This is a genomic window from Mesorhizobium zhangyense, from assembly GCF_011045115.1.
Classification (GTDB): Bacteria; Pseudomonadota; Alphaproteobacteria; order Rhizobiales; family Rhizobiaceae; genus Mesorhizobium_M; species Mesorhizobium_M zhangyense.
Window position 1 is genome coordinate 24,443 of sequence record NZ_JAAKZG010000005.1, and the last position, 16,289, is coordinate 40,731.

Genomic DNA, 16,289 nt, shown 5'->3' on the forward strand with positions numbered 1-16,289 from the left:
TTATGAGCAGCATCAATATCCGGGCGGCAGAGCCCTCCGACCTCGATTCGATAACGGTGATCTACGCGGACGCGGTCGATCATGGCACTGCGAGCTACGAACTCGAGCCGCCCTCGCGTGCTGAAATGGGGGAGCGATTCGCCAATCTGCGGGCCGACGGCTATCCCTATATCGTTGCCGAAGAGGGTGGCCGAATCATCGGCTATGCCTATGCAGGGGCCTTCCGCGCCCGTCCGGCCTACCGCTTCATCGTCGAGAATTCCATCTATGTCGCGCCCGAAGCCAAGGGCAAGGGCGTCGGCCGGGCGCTGCTTGAACGGCTGATCACTGAAGCGACCGCGCTCGGCTTCCGGCAGATGATCGCCGTGATCGGCGATGGCTCGCCGCAGAGCCCGTCCGTCAGGCTGCACGAAAAACTGGGCTTCATCCATTCAGGCAGGCTGGAAGGGTCAGGCTACAAGCACGGCCGCTGGCTCGACACGGTGTTCATGCAGTTTCCGATGAATGGTGGTGCCGAGCTGCAACCCGATCCGGACTCGCTGCCGGAGCGGAAATTCCGCGGAAAAGCGTAGCGAAATCAAGCTTCTACGAGTTTCAGCGTCTTGTCGAAGACGCCGAGGACGCGGGCAAGTTCATGCCCGCGCTTGAGGATCAGGCCGCCGGCTGCGACGACGCTGAAGGCGCCCTGCTTGCGGGCGAGCTTCGGGTTCTTGACGATCTGGAACAGCGGTGTCTCGCTGGCGCGCCGGAATACCGAGAATACGGCGCGGTCGGGAAGGCGGTCTATGGCATAGTCGCGCCATTCGTTTGCGGCGACCATCCGGCCATACAGACGAAGAATCTGCTCGAGCTCACGCCTCTCGAAGGAAACCGGTAGCTCCTGCCGCTCGCGCCTGGCCTCGTGAAGGGGAATCAATATTGCTGATTCCTGCCCATCCTCCGCTCCACCTCCGCGATCGGTCATGCAGCTTAACCTTCCGTGACAGTTTGGCGACAAGAGAGTCGCGCTTTCGCCCGTGAAAAGCAAGCCCTGCTGCTCGAATACGCCCTAGGGTAGAATCAAGCCGGGTTCCTGTAACAAATCCGTACACTCTGTTTTTATAGGTGATACGCTGCCACATTTCTGACACCTTTTGCACAAGCTGCCGCCTCAATGTCAGTCGACTTTGCGGGTGTTGCCTGAGACGGTTCGGTCCGGCACCGGCCTGTAAACCCCAAGCCCCCCGCCCACGGGTCAGAGTCGGATCGAACCAACCTCAGCTTCCCAAGGGGGCTGAGTGCGACGATCCCAAATAAATTGGAACCGGTGTCAGCTCAGTTTGGCCCCGGTTTTTTGTTGGCAGAATGCCGGTGGCAGCCGCATTCGGCTTGCGAAGAAGTATCCCGCCGGCCGCTTCAGATAGCGCCTGAGCAATACAAATCCGTCAGATGCGGTTGCCATCCGACTTGCGGTAGATGGCGGCACCCAGGACGGGCCCGGGCATGCCATCCTTGCCGACTGCCTGGAGCAGCACGGCAAAGCCGCCCTTGGTGGCGATCTTGGTTGCCGGCAATTCGTATCTGGCGGCCTTCCCGTGCCACATCCCGGCGCTCTGGATATCTGACACGGCGTTGACGTAGGTGACCGTGCGGCCCTTGTTCTCGCCCCGGGGCACGGCAATTGCCTGCGGCGCATCGAAATAGACCAGAACGACATGGGCCTTGGCGGAGCTCTGGCTCGCCGCCGATCCCGTTTCAATGACCAGGCTTTCGCCGGTAAGCTTGACGCTCACGTCGACGCTGAGGCCTTGCTCGGCTTTGTTCAGTTCGTCGAACGCATCCAGTATGTCGTCACGTTTGGCGCCGTTGACGTGAATGCGCCCGTTTATCACTGCCTGGGGTGTGTAGACGGAGCGTGTCCCGAAGGAGCGCATATAGGCGTATTGGCGGTCGGTGCTGTCGGGGCTGCTGAGCGTGTCGCGCCAGCCAAGATAGTCCCAGTAGTCGACATGATAGGCGAGCGCCACATAGTCACCCTTGGTGGCAAATTTTTCGAACAGGGCATCCGCCGGGGGGCAGGAACTGCAGCCCTGGCTGGTGAACAGCTCGATCACACCTAGAGGCCGCGTGCCATCGGCTGTTGCCGCCGCCGTGAGGGCCGGCATCGCCAGCGCTACCACCGCCAGCCGAGAGAAAAAACGCAATTCCATGGTCGTTCCACAATCCCCACCGGCCTTTGGCCGGGTTTTTCATTGCCGAAACAATAGGCAGTGCGACAATCAACGGGAAGTCACGTTGCGGTGACACATTGACCTGGATGCGCCCTTTTAGTGTTGTAACGAGTGGTAAAGGTGCCAGGGCTAACGTCAAGATATTGAAGCTCCAGCCAAGAACTTTCGAGAATGCCTAACACCCTTTTCGATCATGTCGATCTCTACTGCGAAAGATTGGGCCCGGAACTCTGGGCGGAGCCGGCCAATGCGCTGACCAATCTGGCCTTTGTGCTCGCCGGCCTGTGGGGTGTGCGGGAAGTGCGTAGGCGCGACACCGGCACATTCGCCGAAGTGCTGGCTTGGTGGGCCGTGGCGATCGGCATCGGCTCGGCACTGTTCCATACCTTCGCCAACCGGCTGACGATCTGGGCCGACGTTCTGCCGATTGCCGGCTTCACCCTTGCCTATACGCTTCTGAATCTGCGCCGCTTTCTCGGCTTCGGCTGGCCGAAGTCGATCGCGATCTTTGTGGGCTTCTATGCGGTGGTCGGATTTCTAACCTTCATGGTGCCCGACTGGCTGCGGCTGGCCTCGAACGGCTCTACGGGCTATCTGCCGCCGTTCCTGGCCCTGATCTTCTTTGGTTTGCTGGTGGTCTGGCATGGAAAGCCGGCAGGTTGGTACAATCTGGCAGCGGCGGCGATCTTCGTCGCGTCGGTCACCTTCCGCGCCATCGATCCCGTGGTGTGCGACACGTTTCCGCTTGGCACGCACTTCCTGTGGCACATCCTCAATGGGCTAATGCTGGGCGTGCTGTTGATGGCCGTCGCGAAGTATGGTGGTTTGCATCGGACATCACCACGATAGCTCCATCTCGACATCAGGATATTCAGCGGTGAAAGCATCCAGCAAAAGCATGCGCCCCGACGCGAGGGCGCGACGGCTCAAGGCCGGTCATTTCAGCGAGCTGACGGTGATCGACCGCGACGGCGGGCAGTCCCGCGTCGTCTACGACAGCGGCGAACTGATCGAGGCGCCGAACTGGACGCCCGACGGAAAATGGCTGGTCTATAATAGCGACGGACGCCTGTTCCGGATCTCGCTCGACGGCAGCGACGGACCGCACCGCATCAACAGCGCGCCGGTCGAAAACCTCAACAACGATCACGTGATCGCGCCCGACGGGCAGAGCATCTTCGTCACCGCTTATGACGGCCATCTCTACGTCCTGCCATTTGCTGGCGGGATACCCACAAGAGTTTCCCGGGAGACGGAGCGGGGCCTGCGTCACTATCTGCATGGCATCTCGCCCGATGGCGCGACGCTGGCCTATGTCGGCATGGACCGCACGCCCGAGGGCGTGGCGACGACCTGGATCTGCACGATGGCGGCTGCGGGCGGCGGCGATGTCTTTCTCACCGACGGCGCCTGTCCTGTGGACGGACCGGAATTTTCGGCGGACGGAGAATGGATCTATTTCAACTCCGAAGCGGCGGCGGAGAGGCCCGGCCATGCGCAGATCTTCCGCATGCGCCGCGATGGCAGCGGGCTGGAGCAGTTGACGCATGATGCGCGGGTGAACTGGTTTCCGCATCCGTCGCCGGACGGCTCACTGGTGGTATATCTCAGCTATCCCCAAGGCACGACGGGACATCCCGCCGACCGCGACGTGATCCTGCGCATGATGGACCCGGAGGGAAGGAACGCCCGTGACCTCGACGCTTTCCATGGCGGGCAGGGCACGATCAACGTCAATTCCTGGTCGCCCGATTCGCGGTTCTTCGCCTATGTGCGGTATCCGAGGTACGGTTAGATCGTTTCAGGTCTTGGTGGCGGCGTAGACTTCCCCTACCGCATAAGAATTCGACCCCTCTCCGTCTCGGGCTTTGCCCGAGCCACCTCTCCCCGCAAGCGGGGCGAGGAACCTGGGTTCTGCAAGGTCGCCACCCGTCAGGGCTTGGGTTCCTCGCCCCATGAAATGGGGAGAGGTGGCTCGGCGAAGCCGAGACGGAGAGGGGGTCGGCCGTGTCATATGTGATCATCCTGCCGTGAACGAAGAGAAGGTCGCAGCCCGCAAGCAAAAAGGCCCGCGACATCATCGCGGGCCTTTTCATTTCGACGGTTGCGTCGGGCTATGCCGTCAGGCGACCAGATCGCGCAGAACGTACTGCAAAATGCCGCCGTTTTTGAAGTAATCAAGCTCGTCCAGCGTATCGATGCGGCAGATGATCGGCACATTCTTGACCGTGCCGTCACCGTAAGTGACCTTGGCCACCATCTTCTGGCGGGGCTTGATGTTTTCCAGGCCGTCGATGGTCACCGTCTCGTCACCCTTGAGGCCGAGCGAGGCCCAGGAGGTGCCTTCCTCGAAGACGAAGGGGATGACGCCCATGCCGACCAGGTTCGAGCGGTGGATGCGTTCGAAGGACTGGGCAATCACCGCGCGCACGCCGAGCAGGTTGGTGCCCTTGGCCGCCCAGTCGCGCGACGAGCCGTTGCCGTATTCGATGCCGGCGAAGATCACCAGCGGCACGCCTTCCCTACGGTAGTCCATCGCCGCGTCGTAGATCGGCATTTCTTCCTTGGACGGGTAGTGGATGGTGTAGCCGCCCTCGCGCCCGTTTTCGCCGAGCATGTGGTTGCGGATGCGGATGTTGGCGAAGGTGCCGCGCATCATCACTTCATGGTTGCCGCGGCGCGTGCCGTACTGGTTGAAGTCGGCAACGCCGACGCCATGGTCGGTGAGGTACTTGCCGGCGGGCGAGGCTGCCTTGATCGAACCGGCCGGCGAGATGTGGTCGGTGGTGATCTTGTCGCCGAACAGGCCGAGCACGCGGGCGCCCTCGATCTTGCCGATCGCTTTCGGGCGAGCACCCATGCCGACGAAGTATGGCGGGTTCTGCACATAGGTCGAGCCGTCGTCCCAGGTGTAGGTCTGGCCGCTCGGTGCCTGAACCTTCTGCCAGTTCTCGTCGCCCTTGAAGACGTCGGCATATTTGCGGGCGAACAGCTCGCGGGTGACGTTCTTCTCGATGAACTCCTGGATCTCGGCCGAGCTCGGCCAGATATCCCTGAGGTAGATTGGGTTGCCGTCGCGGTCCTCGCCGAGAGGCTCGGTGGTGAGGTCCTTGGTGACGGTGCCGGCCAGCGCATGGGCAACGACCAGCGGCGGCGAGGCGAGGTAATTCGCCTGCACGTCGGGCGAGACGCGGCCTTCGAAGTTGCGGTTGCCGGACAGAACGGCAGCGCCGATCAGGCCCTTGTCGTTGATGGTCTTGGAGATCGGCGCCGGCAGCGGGCCGGAATTGCCGATGCAGGTGGTGCAGCCGAAGCCGACGAGGTTGAAGCCGATCTGGTCGAGCTCCTTCTGCAGGCCCGACTTTTCCAGATATTCGGCGACAACCTGCGAACCGGGCGCGAGCGAGGTCTTCACCCACGGCTTCTGCTTGAGGCCGAGGCGATTGGCGTTGCGGGCCAGAAGGCCGGCGCCGATCAGCACGCTCGGATTGGAGGTGTTGGTGCAGGACGTGATCGCGGCGATGACGACATCGCCATGGCCGAGATCGTAGTCGGTGCCTTCGACGGCGTAGCGCTTGTTCTGGTCGACGGTCTTCTTGTATTCGGTCTCCAGCGACTTGGCGAAGCCGGCAGCGATGCCTTCGAGCGGGATGCGGCCTTCGGGACGCTTCGGGCCGGCCATGGACGGCACGACCTCGCCGAGGTCGAGCTCGAGCAGGTCGGTGAAGACCGGATCGGCGGAGCCGCTGTCGCGCCACATGCCCTGAGCCTTGGAGTATTCCTCGACGAGTGCGATGCGGGCCTCGGTGCGGCCGGACGTGTTGAGGTAGCGGATCGTCTCGCCGTCGACCGGGAAGAAGCCGCAGGTGGCGCCATATTCCGGCGCCATGTTGCCGATGGTGGCGCGGTCGGCCAGCGTCATGTTGGACAGGCCGGGGCCGAAGAACTCGACGAACTTGCCGACGACGCCCTTCTTGCGCAGCATCTGGGTGACGGTGAGCACGAGGTCGGTGGCGGTGACGCCTTCCTTGAGTTTGCCGGTGAGGCGGAAGCCGATGACTTCCGGCAGGAGCATGGAAACCGGCTGGCCAAGCATGGCAGCCTCAGCCTCGATGCCGCCGACGCCCCAGCCGAGAACGCCGAGACCGTTGATCATGGTGGTGTGCGAATCAGTGCCGACGCAGGTGTCGGGGTAGGCGGTCGTTTCGCCGTCCTCGGCGTTGGTCCAGACCACCTGGCCGAGATATTCGAGGTTGACCTGATGGCAGATGCCGGTGCCGGGCGGAACGACGCGGAAGTTGCGGAACGCCTGCTGGCCCCATTTCAGGAACTTGTAGCGCTCCTGGTTGCGCTCATATTCGAGCTCGACATTGCGGGCGAAGGCGAGCGGCGTGCCGAATTCGTCGACAATGACGGAGTGGTCGATGACCAGATCGACCGGAACCAGCGGATTGATCTTCTGCGGGTCGCCGCCGAGATTGGCCATGGCATCGCGCATGGCGGCAAGGTCGACGACGGCGGGAACGCCGGTGAAATCCTGCATCAGCACGCGGGCCGGGCGGTAGGCGATCTCGACACCGGCGGTGCCCTTGTCGGTGAGCCAGCCGGCGACGGCCTGGATCGATTCCTTGGTGACGGAGCGGCCGTCTTCATTGCGCAGCAGGTTTTCCAGCAGCACTTTCATCGAATAGGGCAGCTGGGAAATGCCGGTCAGGCCGTTCTTCTCGGCCTCGGGCAGGCTGTAATATACATATTCGGCACCACCTGCGGTCAGGGTGCGGCGGCAATTGAAACTGTCTAGTGATTTGGACACGTGCGATCCATCCTTGTCTGTTCAGCCTGAAAGGGAACGGACTCCGATGGGCATGCAATCACGCGCAAAGGTGCGGGTACGGCCATTTCCGCTGTCCGGTCCCAAGCAACCCGAGCCGTTCAAGGCGGCGCGTGCGCTGGTTCGGCGCAAATTCATTTTACCGCACCGACCGCTGGTGTGGTTGGGTGGCATATAGAGAATTTTCTGGAATAGTTCTAGACCGGTTTTGGGCAAATTTGCTGCGACGCACATTGGCCGCTAGGAATATTCCGATGACGGGGGAGCAATGCGGCTGATTGCCGAAAATCTGGGCGGGCAACGCGGCGGCGAAACGGTGTTTTCGGGCATAGGTTTTACGCTCGGCGAGGGCGAAGGCCTGGTCGTGACCGGCCCGAACGGCGCCGGCAAGTCGACGCTGCTGCGCGTTGTCGCAGGCCTGTTGCCGGTGTCGGAGGGCGCGGTCGGGCTCGAGGGTGGTGGCGAGGAATTTCCGATGCTCGGCTCGGCCTGTTACTATCTCGGCCATGAGAACGCGATGAAGACGGCGCTGACGGTGACGGAAAATCTCGTCTTCTGGCAGGATTTCTTCGGGCGGGCGCTTCTGGAGCCGATGGAGGCGCTGGAGATGGTCGGGCTCGAAACCATCGGCCATCTGCCTTTCGGTTATCTGTCGACCGGCCAGCGCCGGCGCGTGGCGATCGCCAAGCTGCTGGTCAGCCATCGCCCGGTCTGGCTGCTGGATGAGCCGACGGCGGGATTGGACAAGGCCTCGGAAGTGCAGTTTTCCGAGCTGATGAAGGTTCATCTGGAAGATGGCGGGATGATTGTGGCGGCGACGCATCTGCCGCTGGGGCTGGAGGGGGTACAGGCCTTGAGGATGGGGGGAGAGCAGGATGCTTAACCTCCATTATGGACGTTTGCGCCCTACGTTGCCCCCCTCTGTCCTGCCGGACATCTCCCCCACAGGTGGGGAGATCAGCGGTGGTGATGTCGGCCCCTCTTCTGCAGAGCTGGAGATTGAGGAAACCGTCGATGACAGCCTAATCTCCCCACCTGTGGGGGAGATGTCCGGCAGGACAGAGGGGGGCAACGTAGGGCTACAACCTGAACGACATCACGCCATCGCACCCCGGCGGGAAGCCACCCAATGCTAGCCCTCTACCTCCGCGATGTCAGGCTGGGCATCCGCGCCGGTGGCGGGGCGCTGACGGGCGTGCTGTTCTTCCTGGCCGTCATTGCGACAATTCCCTTCGGCGTCGGCCCGGATCTCAACCTGCTGGCCCGCATCGGTCCGGCGATCCTGTGGATCGGGGCGCTGCTGGCCTCGCTGCTCGGCCTTGACCGGCTGTTCCAGGCCGATCGCGAGGATGGTTCGCTCGATCTTTTGATCCTGGCCAACGACCGCCACCTGCTGGCCTTCACCGTCTTCGTGAAATGCCTGGCGCACTGGACGGCGAGCGTGCTGCCGCTGGTAATCGCTGCCCCGCTGCTCGGCCTGTTCATGAACATGGAGCCGCTGGGCATTGGGGCCGCCGCACTGACGCTGCTGGTCGGCACGCCGGCCATCACCTTCATTGGGGCTGCCGGTGCGGCCGTTGCCGTGGCGCTGCCGCGCGGTGGCCTTCTGGTGTCGGTGCTGGTGCTGCCGTTGGTCATTCCGGTGCTGATCTTCGGCGTTTCGGCAAGCTATGGCGCAGTCGCCGAGCCGGACCCGTTCCTGCCGCCATTTTTGATCCTTTGCGCGCTGACGCTGTTTCTGGCGGTCGTCGGGCCGGTTGCGGCGGCGCTGGCGCTGCGCTGGGGCGCGGATTGAACCCCATCACGATCCGGTCATCGCGCATTCGTCGCACTTTAGGTCGATTGCGGCCAAGCGGCAGCGCGGCTATGTAACGGCGATGAGCCAGCAGCGCCCATATTCTTTCGCGATACTGTCCACGCGCCCGGCTTTCCGGCATCGGAGGCGGTCATGAGCGTGCATGACATGTATGTTTCGGCAGCCTACGGCATTTCGGTGTTGGTGATCGCCGGACTGGTGTTCTGGATCATCGCCGACCAGCGCGCGCGTCAGCGCGAGATGGCCGAGCTCGAGGCGAGCGGTGCAAGGCGGCGCTCCGACCGCACCGGTAAAGCGAAATGACGCTGCAAGCCGAACCGCAAAAGCCGCGGCGCAAACTGCTGGCGCTTCTGCCGCTGGTGATTTTCCTGCTGCTTGCCGGTATCTTCCTGATGCAGCTACTGTCAGGGCGCGACGTTGCGGTGGTGCCTTCGGCCCTGATCGGCGAGACGGCGCCCGAAACGAAACTGCCACCGCTGGAAGGCGTTTCGCTGCCGGGTCTCGAATCGAGCGCGTTTGCCGGCAAGGTCACGCTGGTGAATGTCTTTGCCTCCTGGTGCGCGCCGTGCCGTGAGGAGCATCCGGTGCTGATGGCGCTGTCGCAGGACAAGCGCTTTTCGATCGCCGGGCTGAACTACAAGGATAAATCCGAAAACGCCCGGCGCTTTCTCGGCGATCTCGGCAATCCCTACAGCGCCATCGGCACCGACGATGCCGGCCGCTCGGCTATCGACTGGGGCGTCTATGGCGTCCCTGAAACCTTCGTCATCGGCAAGGACGGCAAGATCGCCTTCAAGCACACCGGCCCGATCACGGTGCAATCGGCGCAGACGGTGCTTTTGCCGGAAATCGAGAAGGCGCTGGCAGCGCCGGCGCGGTAGAACCGAAGATTTCCCTTCTCCGTCTCGGCTTCGCCGAGCCACCTCTCCCCATTTCATGGGGCGAGGAACCCAAGTTCTGCAAAGTCGCGATCTCGGCGGGCTCCGGTTCCTCGCCCCGCTTGCGGGGGGGCCGAAGGACGGGCGAGACCCGCGGCTCGCCCCGGCAAGGTGGCTCGGCGAAGCCGAGACGGAGAGGGGTCTTGGCGAGGGCGAAGTTCACACACTCACCACAACCATAGCGTTTGACATACTCCCTTGATGTCTTAACTTCCCTTGCAACAGGGCCGGGCAACGGCTCGCAACAAGGGGGGAGTCAAAATGCAGGATAGTTCCGCGCTCGCAATCTTTCTGCCGCTGGCGCTCGGCGTCATCATGCTTGGCCTCGGGCTTTCGCTGACGGTCGCCGATTTCCGCAATGTGCTGAAGCATCCCAAGGCGGTGGTGGTGGCGCTGCTGTGCCAGGTCGTGATCCTGCCGATCGCCTGCCTTGGTTTGATCTATGCGTTCGGCCTGTCGCCTGCGCTGGCTGTCGGCATGATGCTGTTGGCGGCAAGCCCGGGCGGCACTTCGGCCAATCTCTACAGCCACCTCGCCGGCGGCGATGTAGCGCTCAACATCACGCTGACGGCGATCAATTCGGCGCTGGCGTTGTTCACCCTGCCGCTCATCGTCAATTTTTCGCTGATCCAGTTTTTTGGCGAGGGCAAGGTCATTCCGCTGCAATTCTCCAAGGTCATGCAGGTGTTCGTCATCGTGCTCGGGCCGGTGCTGATCGGCATGTGGCTGCGCAGCAAATTTCCGGGCCTCGCCGACCGGCTGGAGAAGCCGGTGAAAATCCTCTCGGCGGTGTTCCTGTTCGCGGTCGTGCTGGTCGCGCTGATCCAGGAGTGGGATACGCTGGTGACATGGGCGCCGATTGTCGGTCTTGCCACGCTCGTCTTCAACCTGATCAGCCTCGCCGTCGGCTATTTCGGGCCGCGCCTGGCGGGCATCGACAGGCGGCAGGCGACCGCGATCGGCATGGAGATCGGCATTCACAACGGCACGCTGGCGATTGCCATCGCGCTTAGTCCAGTGCTGCTCAACAATGCGACCATGGCCATTCCGGCGGCTATCTACGGCTTGATCGCCTTCATAACCGCTGCCATCTTCGGTGCGTGGCTGAAGCGCAAGCATGCTGTGCCGGTGACGACCGCCGGCTGAAAGGCGAGAATGAAGGAAGCGGCGATCCGGGAGCATTTTGTCCACCAGGCCGCCGCCTGCGACGCGCTCGGCTCGCCCTTTACGGGCAGGCTAAGCCGGGCGCTGTCTGTCGTGCTCGATCGCAGCACCAGGACCGGCGCGCGCGTGCTCGACTGGGAAGGTCATACGCGAGAAGACGCGCTGTCGCTGAGATTGTGCGGCGGGCTGCATGCGCTGGTACTTTCCGGGACGGATGGCCGACTCGCCGCCATCTATCCGCCGAACGAGGCCGACGAGGCGGCAATTGCGGCTGCGCTGCCGGAAGCGATTTCACGCAATGACGACCGGCTGCTGGCAGCGCTGGCAAGTGCACCGCAGACCAATGAGATCGCGCGCTCCGGCATGCTTCTGCCGGGGTTCCTGACGATCGCCAGCGAAACCGGCCTGCCGCTGGCGCTTCACGAGATCGGATCGAGTGCTGCGCTCAATCTCCTGTTCGACCGGTTTTTCTACCGCTATGGCGATGTAGAGTGGGGCGATCCGGCATCGCCGGTGCGGCTCGCGCCCGACATGCGCGGAAAGCCGGTGCCGCTCGAAAGCACGCTGAAAATCGTGTCACGCAATGGCAGCGACATCGCGCCCGTCGATATCGGCCTCGATGCCGACCGGCTGCGCTTGCGCTCCTATATCTGGGCCGACCAGACGGCGCGGCTGGAGCGGATCGACGCGGCGATTTCGGTTGCCGAAACAACGCCGTTTTCTCTGGAAAAGGCCGATGCGGCCGATTTCGTGAAAAGCCGGCTGGCATCAAGGCCGCCGGGGGAAACCTTCGTGCTGTTTCACTCGATCATGTGGCAATACATGCCGAGTGCGACGAAGGCGGTGATAGCGGCGGCGCTGGAAGAGGCGGGCCGCGCCGCCACACTGGGCGCGCCGATCGTGTGGCTGCGCATGGAGCCTGTGTCTACCACCGACAAATACGCGACGCTGAGCCTGACGCTATGGCCGGACGGCGAGACGCGGCATCTTGCCAGATGCGACTATCATGGCCGCTGGATCGAGTGGCTATGAAAAAACCCGCCGGCCACTCGGGTCGACGGGTTTTTTCAGATTGCCTGGACGGTCGGCGTGAGACGGTTCAGCCGTAGACTTCCTGGTAGGCGTGATGAAGCATTTCGCTGCGGTTGGCGCTGATGTCGGCGAGGTCGCGCGGCGTCAGACTCTGGATTTCGGCGACGAGGCTGTTGTAGCGGCGGCGCTTGGCGATTCTGGACTTCGCATTGGTGATGAATGAGTTGATCATGGAGTGGTCCCCTTTCGGACTGCCGCTTTCAGCGGCGTTAGATTGTTCCTCCCTGATGGACTATAGATTGGCACGATTATGTTGCATTGCAACATTCAGTGTTGCATCGCACCAATGCAATGGTTGCATGCCTGGTTAACAGGTGCTTGCCGGTTGAGAGCCTTGCGAAGCCTGCTTTTACCTTTCGCCATTACGGCGAATGAAAGCCTGGAATTCCGTGAACGTCGTGCGCATCGTATCGCGCGTTTCCGGCCGCTGCAGGATGGCGTCGAACTCCTCCGGCTTCCTGCCGAGCAGGCCGATTTCCAGCTCGGCGCCGTCGAAAAGATCGAAGGACATGGTTTTCAGGATTTCGCGCAAGGCCGCCCGCGCAAACAGCGAGCGCGGCGAGGCATGGGCGAGCATGGCCGGCTTGCCGACCGCGGCCTCACCGGAAACCAGCCAGTCGAGCGCGTTCTTCAGGCCGCCGGGAACGCCATGGGCGTATTCCGGGCAGGCAACGATGATGCCGTCAGCGCTGGCGACCGCCTCGATCAGGCGCCTTGCCTCGGCCGGCGTGCTTTTGCCTTCTTCGTCCGGATTGAATATCGGCAGTGCGCCGATGCCGTCATAAATCGATAGAAGGCAGCCCGGCGGTGTGTTGTCGTGCATTGCTCGCAGCAGCGCGCTGTTGCCGGAGCCGGAGCGCAGGCTGCCGGAGATGCCGAGGATGTGCATGAGGCCAGCCGGCCGCTCACCACATCGACTTCTTGTAGCTCTCGTCGAGCCATTTGTCGGTGGCATCGGCGCTGTCGGCGAGCGCGAGCTGGTCGCGCAGGATCTGGCCCAGCGTCGGCAGGGTGGCGCGGTCGTGCCAGCTTTCGGGCTTCCACAATTCGGAGCGCATGAAGGCCTTGGCGCAGTGCATGTAAACTGCCTTGATCGAGACGACCATGATGCTGATCGGCGGCCTGCCATCGACGGCCAGCCGCTCGCGCAGCGTGTTGTCGGCGGTGATCCTGGCCGTGCCGTTGATGCGCAGCGTCTCGTTCATGTTGGGAATGAGGAACAGCAGGCCGACGGCGGGGTTGCGGACGACGTTTTCCAGCGTGTCGAGCCGGTTGTTGCCGGGGCGGTCGGGGATGGCGATGGTGGTGTCGTCGAGGATTTCGACGAAGCCGGGCTTGTCGCCCTTCGGCGTCACGTCGGCATTGCCTTCGCCGTCCGACGAGCCGATCAGCACGAAGGGGCTCTTGCCCAAAAAGCCCTTGGAATGGCCGTCGAGCGCGCGCAACTCCTTGCGCACCGCGCCGTCGCCGGGCGCCTTGTAGAGTTTTCTCAAATCCTCGCTGGTTTCGATGAACTCCATGACGCCCTTGCCCCCTTTGAAAAGATCTATTTCCTGATTCGCTCGTCCAGCGAATGGCGCATGATCAGCGGCATTTGGCTGAAAGTGAAGATAAGCGTGATCGGCATGATGCCCCAGACCTTGAAGGCAACCCATGTGTCAGTGGAGAAATTTCGCCAGACCACCTCGTTGACCACGGCCAGGAACAGAAAGAACAGGCCCCAGCGCAAGGTGAGTTTCCGCCAGCCTTCGGCGTCGAGCTTGAAGGCCGAATCGAAGACATAGCCGAGCAGCGACTTGCCGAACAGAAGCCCGCCCAGAAGCGTCACGCCGAACAGCGTGTTGATGATGGTCGGCTTCATCTTGATGAAGACGTCGTCCTGGAGCCAGAGCGTCAACCCGCCGAAGATGAAAACGACGACGCCCGACACCAGCGGCATGATCGGCAATGTGCGCATCAGCAGCCATGAGGCGATCAGCGCAATCGCCGTGGCAATCATGAACAGGCCGGTGGCGACGAAGATCGGCCCGCCGAAATCGCCCAGCACCGGGAATCTTTCAACCAGCCACTCGCCGCGCGCATTGGCGAAGAAGAAGACCATCAGCGGCCCGAGCTCCAACACCAGCTTGAGCAGCGGGTTGACTTCTTTCTTCCGGGGGTCGGCGGGGTCGCGTTCGAATACGGGTTCGTTCATGGGTTCTTTCTTACGCATGATCTTGTCAAAAAAGTCTGCAACTTTTTGGGATCGTGCTTCCTAAGCTACTCCAGCGATCGCCTTGGCAAAATCGCTTGCGGAAAATGGTTCGAGGTCGTCGACCTGTTCGCCGACGCCGATGAAATAGACCGGCAGCTTGTGCTTGGCGGCAATCGCCACGAGGATGCCGCCGCGCGCCGTGCCGTCCAGCTTGGTCATGACCAGCCCGTTGACGCCGGCGATGTTGCGGAAGATCTCGACCTGGTTGAGGGCGTTCTGGCCGGTGGTGGCATCGACCGTCTGCAGCACGGTGTGCGGCGCTTCCGGGTCATGCTTGTTGAGCACGCGGACGATCTTTTCCAGCTCGGCCATCAGCTCGGCCTTGTTCTGCAAGCGCCCGGCGGTGTCGATGATCAGCACGTCGGAGCCCGCCTCCTTCGCCTTCACGAAGGCATCGAAGGCAAGGCCTGCGGCATCCGCGCCGAGTTTCGAGGCGACGACCGGCGAGTTGGTGCGCTCGCCCCAGATTTTCAGCTGCTCGATCGCCGCGGCACGGAAGGTGTCGCCGGCGGCCAGCATCACCGACAGACCGCCATCGGTCAGCTTTGCCGCGAGCTTGCCGATCGTGGTTGTCTTGCCGGTGCCATTGACGCCGACGACCAGAATGACATGCGGCTTGTGCGACAGGTCGAGTTCCAGCGGCATCGCCACCGGCTTCAGCACCTTTTCGATCTCGACGGCCATAATGGCGCGGACTTCGGCGTCCGATACATCCTTGCCGTAGCGGGTGGAAGCCAGCGCATCGGTGACGCGCAGCGCCGTTTCCATGCCGAGATCGGCGCGGATCAGCACGTCTTCCAGCTCCTCCAGCGTCTCCTCATCCAGCTTGCGCTTGGTGAAGACCCCGGCGATGCTGCCGGAAAGCTCCTTCGACGAGCGTGACAGGCCCTGCCGCAGACGCTGGAACCACGACAGTTTTGGTTCGGGCGCGGCGGGTGCGACCGGCTCGGCCTTCTGCTCGACCTTCTTGGTGACGGTAACCTTGCCCGGGGCAGGCGGTGGCGTCGGCAGCGGGGTCGGCTCGGGGGCGATTTCATCGCGCAGAGGGTCGGTCTCGACCGGCTCCGGCTGGCGCAGCGGCGGGAAAATCTCGGCTGCGGGTGCAGCGAGTTCTTCCTCATCACCGGGAGGTAGGGGTGCCTCGGCGTCGATAGCAGCAACTTCGTCTGTCGTGCTCGCCTGTTCGCGTTCCGGCTCATCCGAGCGAACCGGAATTTCCACGGGTGCCAGGGCAGGTTCGGGCTCCGCCGGTGATGGAGCGGGCGCAGGAATCTCTATGGGCGCAGGCGCGGGTACCGGCTCTGCTGGTTGCGGCGGCACTTCCTGCGGGGCAGGTTGTGGCTCGGGCGTCGGTTCTGTCGGCGGCGTTGGAACTTCGACCGGAGCCGGAATTGGCGCAGGCTCGTCCGGTTGTGCGGAAACCTCTTCCGGAACCGCTGGCTGCGGCTCGGGCGTTGGTTCGGCTGGTGCCGGAATCTCGACAGGCTGTAACTCAGGCTCTACCGGAGCTGGTTCTGGCTCGACAGGTGTTGGAGCTGGTGCCGGGACGGCGGGTTCAGGCTCTGCCGGAACAGGGGCGGGTGCTGGCTTTTCGGGTGCAGGTGCAGGCTCTTCAGGTGCCGGTGGCTCCGGCTGCGTCGTCGGCTCTGGTTCGGCAGGAGCAGGCGGTTCTTCCGCCTCTTCACGCCGCAGGAAATCGGGAAGCGCTGGGCGCTCTGTCAGGATTTCCTCGTCGATAGGAGCGGCAGTCGAAGTTTCCTCGACAGGCGCGGGTGGGGCTTCGGCCTCCAGCGCGACAGACGTAGTTTCGGTTGGCTCGGCAGGTGCTGCCTCAGCTGGCGCTACGGGCGCTTCTGCTGCAGCCACTTCCGCCTCAGTTGCAGGCAGCGCTGCCTGCTCTTCCACCGGCTCGGGCTCGACCTCCTCGACCTTCTTGCGGCCGAAGGAGAAGACTTTCTTGATGAAGTCGAATGCCATGCTTTGC

The 16,289-nt window shown here is 62.9% G+C and carries 17 protein-coding genes; 9 read left to right on the forward strand and 8 right to left on the reverse strand.

Annotation, left to right across the window (positions count from 1 at the left end):
- Positions 1 to 2 precede the first annotated feature (2 nt).
- Positions 3 to 572 (forward strand): GNAT family N-acetyltransferase, encoded by a 570-nt coding sequence (locus tag G6N74_RS12885; RefSeq protein ID WP_165117926.1) that lies wholly within the window; start codon positions 3 to 5, stop codon positions 570 to 572.
- A 5-nt stretch (positions 573 to 577) separates the two neighbouring features.
- Here the strand turns inward: G6N74_RS12885 and G6N74_RS12890 are convergent, their stop codons facing one another.
- Together G6N74_RS12890 and G6N74_RS12895 are read right to left on the reverse strand one after the other, a co-directional pair.
- Positions 578 to 964 (reverse strand): DUF2794 domain-containing protein, encoded by a 387-nt coding sequence (locus G6N74_RS12890; protein ID WP_119814261.1) that lies wholly within the window; start codon positions 962 to 964, stop codon positions 578 to 580.
- 460 nt (positions 965 to 1,424) lie between these two features.
- Positions 1,425 to 2,189 carry a DUF1223 domain-containing protein gene (locus G6N74_RS12895; RefSeq protein WP_165117928.1) on the reverse strand — a complete coding sequence of 255 codons (765 nt, stop codon included), beginning with the start codon at positions 2,187 to 2,189 and terminating at the stop codon, positions 1,425 to 1,427.
- A gap of 192 nt (positions 2,190 to 2,381) precedes the next feature.
- Between G6N74_RS12895 and G6N74_RS12900 the strand changes: the two genes are divergently transcribed.
- Both G6N74_RS12900 and G6N74_RS12905 read left to right on the forward strand, forming a co-directional pair.
- A complete protein-coding gene (locus tag G6N74_RS12900) occupies positions 2,382 to 3,059 on the forward strand; it encodes a ceramidase domain-containing protein (RefSeq protein WP_165117930.1) in 678 nt (225 codons plus the stop codon).
- Between the two features lie 28 nt (positions 3,060 to 3,087).
- Positions 3,088 to 4,005, forward strand: a complete 918-nt coding sequence (locus tag G6N74_RS12905; protein ID WP_312857871.1) for a TolB family protein — start codon at positions 3,088 to 3,090, stop codon at positions 4,003 to 4,005.
- Positions 4,006 to 4,332: 327 nt separating this feature from the next.
- On the opposite strand, the gene acnA is transcribed toward G6N74_RS12905, so the two are convergent.
- The gene (gene acnA / locus G6N74_RS12910; protein ID WP_165117932.1) at positions 4,333 to 7,023 is read right to left on the reverse strand and encodes an aconitate hydratase AcnA; all 2,691 of its coding nucleotides are present in this window, start codon (positions 7,021 to 7,023) and stop codon (positions 4,333 to 4,335) included.
- Between the two features lie 286 nt (positions 7,024 to 7,309).
- Here acnA and ccmA point away from each other — a divergent pair, with 286 nt between their 5' ends.
- The 6 genes from ccmA (at position 7,310) to G6N74_RS12945 (ending at position 11,991) form a co-directional block, all read left to right on the forward strand.
- Positions 7,310 to 7,924, forward strand: a complete 615-nt coding sequence (gene ccmA, locus G6N74_RS12915) for a heme ABC exporter ATP-binding protein CcmA (protein WP_165117934.1) — start codon at positions 7,310 to 7,312, stop codon at positions 7,922 to 7,924.
- A 246-nt stretch (positions 7,925 to 8,170) separates the two neighbouring features.
- A complete protein-coding gene (gene ccmB / locus G6N74_RS12925; RefSeq protein WP_165117938.1) occupies positions 8,171 to 8,836 on the forward strand; it encodes a heme exporter protein CcmB in 666 nt (221 codons plus the stop codon).
- A gap of 153 nt (positions 8,837 to 8,989) precedes the next feature.
- A complete protein-coding gene (gene ccmD / locus G6N74_RS12930) occupies positions 8,990 to 9,160 on the forward strand; it encodes a heme exporter protein CcmD (RefSeq protein ID WP_165117940.1) in 171 nt (56 codons plus the stop codon).
- Complete coding sequence (locus G6N74_RS12935; RefSeq protein WP_205826674.1) at positions 9,157 to 9,738, forward strand: DsbE family thiol:disulfide interchange protein; 582 nt, start codon at positions 9,157 to 9,159, stop codon at positions 9,736 to 9,738. The genes ccmD and G6N74_RS12935 overlap by 4 nt, the downstream gene beginning before the upstream one ends.
- Positions 9,739 to 10,056: 318 nt before the next feature.
- Positions 10,057 to 10,941, forward strand: coding sequence for a bile acid:sodium symporter family protein (locus G6N74_RS12940; protein WP_165117942.1), 885 nt, complete (start codon positions 10,057 to 10,059; stop codon positions 10,939 to 10,941).
- 9 nt (positions 10,942 to 10,950) lie between these two features.
- The gene (locus tag G6N74_RS12945) at positions 10,951 to 11,991 is read left to right on the forward strand and encodes a DUF2332 domain-containing protein (protein WP_165117944.1); all 1,041 of its coding nucleotides are present in this window, start codon (positions 10,951 to 10,953) and stop codon (positions 11,989 to 11,991) included.
- A gap of 67 nt (positions 11,992 to 12,058) precedes the next feature.
- Here G6N74_RS12945 and G6N74_RS12950 read toward each other — a convergent pair whose 3' ends face one another.
- The 5 genes from G6N74_RS12950 to ftsY all read right to left on the reverse strand — a co-directional run bounded on the left by G6N74_RS12950 (position 12,059) and on the right by ftsY (position 16,282).
- Entirely contained in the window at positions 12,059 to 12,223 is a 165-nt protein-coding gene (locus G6N74_RS12950; RefSeq protein WP_165117946.1) for a YjiS-like domain-containing protein, read from the reverse strand.
- Between the two features lie 177 nt (positions 12,224 to 12,400).
- On the reverse strand, positions 12,401 to 12,940 hold the full coding sequence (locus tag G6N74_RS12955; protein WP_246245755.1) for an NADPH-dependent FMN reductase: 540 nt from the start codon (positions 12,938 to 12,940) through the stop codon (positions 12,401 to 12,403).
- Between the two features lie 16 nt (positions 12,941 to 12,956).
- Positions 12,957 to 13,571 (reverse strand): pyridoxamine 5'-phosphate oxidase family protein, encoded by a 615-nt coding sequence (locus G6N74_RS12960; RefSeq protein ID WP_165117950.1) that lies wholly within the window; start codon positions 13,569 to 13,571, stop codon positions 12,957 to 12,959.
- A 26-nt stretch (positions 13,572 to 13,597) separates the two neighbouring features.
- The gene (locus G6N74_RS12965; RefSeq protein WP_165117953.1) at positions 13,598 to 14,245 is read right to left on the reverse strand and encodes a septation protein A; all 648 of its coding nucleotides are present in this window, start codon (positions 14,243 to 14,245) and stop codon (positions 13,598 to 13,600) included.
- 60 nt (positions 14,246 to 14,305) lie between these two features.
- Positions 14,306 to 16,282 carry a signal recognition particle-docking protein FtsY gene (ftsY, locus tag G6N74_RS12970; protein WP_205826675.1) on the reverse strand — a complete coding sequence of 659 codons (1,977 nt, stop codon included), beginning with the start codon at positions 16,280 to 16,282 and terminating at the stop codon, positions 14,306 to 14,308.
- Positions 16,283 to 16,289: the final 7 nt, after the last annotated feature.